The 4,240-nt window shown below is 44.9% G+C and carries 3 protein-coding genes; all 3 read right to left on the bottom strand.

Translation table 11 applies throughout. The annotated features are described in order from the left end of the window. Positions 1 to 71: 71 nt before the first annotated feature. The gene (locus OXN25_11205; protein MDE0425428.1) at positions 72 to 902 is read right to left on the bottom strand and encodes a Uma2 family endonuclease; all 831 of its coding nucleotides are present in this window, start codon (positions 900 to 902) and stop codon (positions 72 to 74) included. 70 nt (positions 903 to 972) lie between these two features. Next, a complete protein-coding gene (locus tag OXN25_11200) occupies positions 973 to 2,145 on the bottom strand; it encodes a Gfo/Idh/MocA family oxidoreductase (protein MDE0425427.1) in 1,173 nt (390 codons plus the stop codon). A gap of 734 nt (positions 2,146 to 2,879) precedes the next feature. Beyond that, complete coding sequence (locus tag OXN25_11195; GenBank protein ID MDE0425426.1) at positions 2,880 to 3,677, bottom strand: tetratricopeptide repeat protein; 798 nt, start codon at positions 3,675 to 3,677, stop codon at positions 2,880 to 2,882. Between the last annotated feature and the right edge of the window lie 563 nt (positions 3,678 to 4,240).

Here is a 4,240-nt window from a genome sequence, read left to right as displayed (position 1 = left end):
TTCTAACGTTAAATCTGCCCATTGGCCTGTAAAGAGTGTTACAGGTCTTGCCATAGTTGGTCTCCTTAATATTAGGTGCGTGTTTTCAAACGTTCGATTTCTTCTCGGAGTTCTGCGAGTTCCGCCTCTGCTTTCTGGCGTGCAAGGGTTTCCAGGTCGGCACGTAAGGTTTCTTGTTCAGCGCGTGTTTCAGCCGTTTCAACGCGTGTTTCAGCCGTTTCAGCACGTGTTTCAGCCGCTTCAGCGCGTCGGACTGCTGACTCGGCGCGTGTTTCAGCCAGTTCTGCGCGTCGGACTGCTGACTCTGCAGGCGTTTGGAGCCACTCACCCGCAATTGGGTCATAAATCCCTAAACCCACATCACCGACATGGAAATCCAAACTGAGGGCAGTGGAGTGTAAACCTCCATCTGTACCAGCTGATATTGGGACATACGAACCGTCAATCAAGGTAAAACCCATTATAGACGATGGTAAGTATAATCCCTCCGCATCATACAAGAAATAGTCTTGGATTCCCAATGCAGCGTAGAGTTCCATCTTGTGCCCTAAGTCGTTACGATAGGTCCCTTTGCTGGAAAACTCCATTGCGAAATCAGGCACTTTTCCTTCCTGCCAGACGAGGTACGTCCGCCGGGGTTTCTTCCCTAACCCGAAAGCGACCAGGACATCCGGTGAAACTGATTTACGTGGGTCTCCCTCAACATAATACATGAGTATATCGCCAGAAACATAGACTTCCGGTCTTTTTTCAAAATATGTGTCAAGGACTTGTAAAGTCCGCGTGAGGATACGTCTGTGAAGATCACTAACCGCCATAGGTTTTCCGTCCGAGTCAGGATAAAGTTCTGCGCCCTCTGTAGGGACGTAAGGGATGTGATTCCTTTCTCTATGCGTTTCCATCAGTATCCCTCCCATTTTTGTGAGATGCCTGAATACGCGAGCATTTTGTTGCGTGTAAGATTAGAAAAAATTATGCTGGCGGTGTATAACTCGCGTCGATCCATGCGCGCTGTTTGCCGCTCTCTACGGCAGCGTTGATGAAATGCACCCCGCGTGCACCGTCTTGGACGGTTGGGAAATCTGTATCAAATTCGCCTGGGGCTTCACCGGCGAGTTTCGCTGCGATTGTGCGTGCAGCGTTAAGATAAATATTTGCGAATGCTTCAATGAACGCTTCAGGGTGTCCGAAGGGTATCCGTGAGTTGTGCTGGACAACCTCTGATAGATAGTCGTTACCACGTTTGTAGACCTGTTCGGGACCATCGGGGAAGCGGACGTAGAGATAGTTCGGGTTCTCCTGATGCCATTCCAAGGAAGCGTCGGTACCGTAAACACGGATGCGTAAGTTGTTCTCCTCGCCTACCGAGACTTGTGAGGCATACAGCACGCCGCGGACACCGTTTTCATAATGCACCAATAGATTGCCGTCGTCTTCTAACAGCCTTCCTTCTACAAAGGTGGTCATATCGGCGCAGAGTTCCTCGATTTCGAGTCCTGTGATATAGTGTGCCAAGTTCTCGGCGTGGGAACCGATGTCTCCGATACATGAGGATGCCCCGGCTTGCTTCGGGTCTGTGCGCCAGACGGCTTGTTTCGCGCCTTCGTCTTCCAAGAATGTGGCGAGCCATCCCTGCGGGTATTCTACGACGATTTTGCGAAGCGTGCCGAGTTTACCTTCTTTTACGAGTTCACGTGCCTGCTTCACCATCGGATAGCCTGTGTAATTGTGGGTCAGCGCGAAGACGACATCGTTTGTTTTCACAAGGTCGCAGAGTGCCTCTGCATCGGCAACCGTTGTTGTCATAGGCTTATCGCAGACGACGTGAAAACCGGCTTCGATAAAGGTTTTCGCGACATCGAAATGGACATGATTGGGTGTTACAATTGAGACGAAGTCGATCCGTTCGCCTTCGGGGAGTTGGCTCTCTTTTTCAGCCATCTCCTTATAAGAACCGTAGACCCGATTGGCATCAAGGAAAAGCTCAGCACCTTGCTGGCGAGATTTTTCGGGTGATGATGAAAAAGCACCGGCGATGAGGTCTATTTCTCCGTCCAGTGCGGCGGCTTTGCGATGGACGGCACCGATGAACGCATCGGGTCCACCACCTACCATGCCATAACGGACTTTTCTACCAAGTGGCATTTTACGTGTGTTCTCCTTTAAAAAAACAGGATGTGTTGATTCCACTATAGATTATCTCATATTCTATTGTTTTTTTCAAGGTTTTTTGATTTTTTGGGCGTGCAAATATTTTGGTGGCGGGTTGTGGATGGTTGTAGGGTGTCAGAATCAGGATTTTTTAGATTCAAAGATTCACAGGATTATACAGATACGAATATGTATTTAACATAATGATATATTTTCTTAGAAATCCGCCTTAAAATGAAAATGTTACACTGGTGTAACATTTTTAAGGTGGCGTGTAACGTTAGATAACCCAGTCACTGTAAGGGTTCGTTGACGTTTGATTTTCTGTCGTGAAAAAAATAATTTGGCGAAAAGTGTAACATTTTTTGTGTTTGTTGGTTGTTTTCGGTTAACAGTTAGTAATAAATTTCTGTAGTCTGCTGAAAACATTTGTGTCGGTTTCCGCGCCCAGTGTTTTAGTGCTTGATACAATATTTACCTTTTTGGAAAGTTTTATGATATATTATACTCTATTTGCTAACTGTTGTCAAGTTAAAATGTGTGAGTGATTTATATCCTTGAGGATTTAGTGTTAAATAGGACTTACGCAATTTTGACCGTAGTCTAGTCTGTGAGATGGGGATTCCTGAGAAAACATAAGAATCGCGGATTATCACGGATAACGCGGATTGACACGCTGTAACATCAAGTTATCTGCTAAGCGGACGGTTTTTGTTTTCCTGCTATGTCTACGGCGGAGGGAGCAGTGCGAGGATGTTTTCTGGTAGTTTAACACTATGTTTCTGCTCAAAATCGGCAACGTTTTGGTAGTCTTTATGAAATTGCTCAATGATAATATTTTCCTGCTTATCTCTGGCAGTCGTAAGATCTTCTTTGGCTTTTTCCCATTCTTGCAAGCGTACGAACATCATACCGCGATTGTAGTATGGCTCTGCTAAATCGGTGTTGCGTTCTATCGCTGCGTCATAATCTTTAATGGCGCGCTCATACTCGCCTTTTTTACTGTAGGCATTCCCGCGATTGTTATAAGGATCGACAAGGTCGGGTCTCAATTCCATTGCTTTGGTATAATCTATAATTGCAAGATCATACTCTTCGCTTTCATAGTAAACAATACCACGATTGTAGTAGGCATAAGCAAAACTTGGATCAAGTTTTATGGCAGTCTTATAGTCTTTAAGGGCATGATTTATCTCACCTTTGAGTTTATAAACTATTCCACGGTTGTTATATGCTTCTGGCAAATTTGGATCAAGTCTAATCGCTGTGTTACAATCTTCAAAAGCGCGGTCATAGTTCCCTTTCATGCGGTAAGCTGCCCCTCGATTGCTGTATGCCTCGGCATAGTTTTCCTTGCGTCTAATCGCTGTGTTGAAGTCTTCAATGGCGCGGTCAATTTCACCTTTATTCCCATAAGCTATACCCCGATAGTTATAGCCTTGTGCAAAAGTGGGTCTCCGATCAATTGCTTGGTTAAAGCGCTCAATGGTGCTATCGTAGGGTGTCTGTTCTACTTGTGTCTGCATGTTTTATGTCTCCTTTTCCTTCCTGGGTTGAGACGATTCAATCTGAAAGACATCTTTCTTCGGTTCTGTTTCGGCATTGTAAACTTCTATGCATTCCTTCAGGTGAGTGTTCTGGTTTCTAATAAGCCCATGGAGGTCGTTGTAAACAGTTTGTGTTGAAATATCGTGCTGTTTTTGCAGATGATCTAATATTGGTCCCTTGAGCAATTCGGGGATGTTGACTTCTGCGAACTGCTCTGGTTCGATAAAACCCTTTGGTGGTCGAACGAATATGCTTTTTTGCGCGATGATGCGGTTTTGAGGGTTCCGAGGTTTTTCGATTTGATATTTTTTCTGTATCTCTTCAGTTCTTTGTAATAAGATAATTCTGCCGGGTTCTCCCAGGGAACCGTTACATGCGAAAAAGAGGGCGATGTGGCTATCAGTCGTAAAATCTATTAGATTGGTATAACCGCCGAAGTGTTGGAGTTCAGTTAAAATTTCAAACTCGTCTTTTTCATGGGTATAATTTTTAGGTAGTGTTTACATTGTGTAAGTTATTGACATTTTTGTTAGGTTTTGGT

It is taken from the genome of Candidatus Poribacteria bacterium, assembly GCA_028820845.1.
GTDB lineage: Bacteria > Poribacteria > WGA-4E > WGA-4E > WGA-3G > WGA-3G.
Note: the sequence above shows the minus strand (reverse complement) of the source record. Positions and strands in the feature narration are given on the sequence as shown.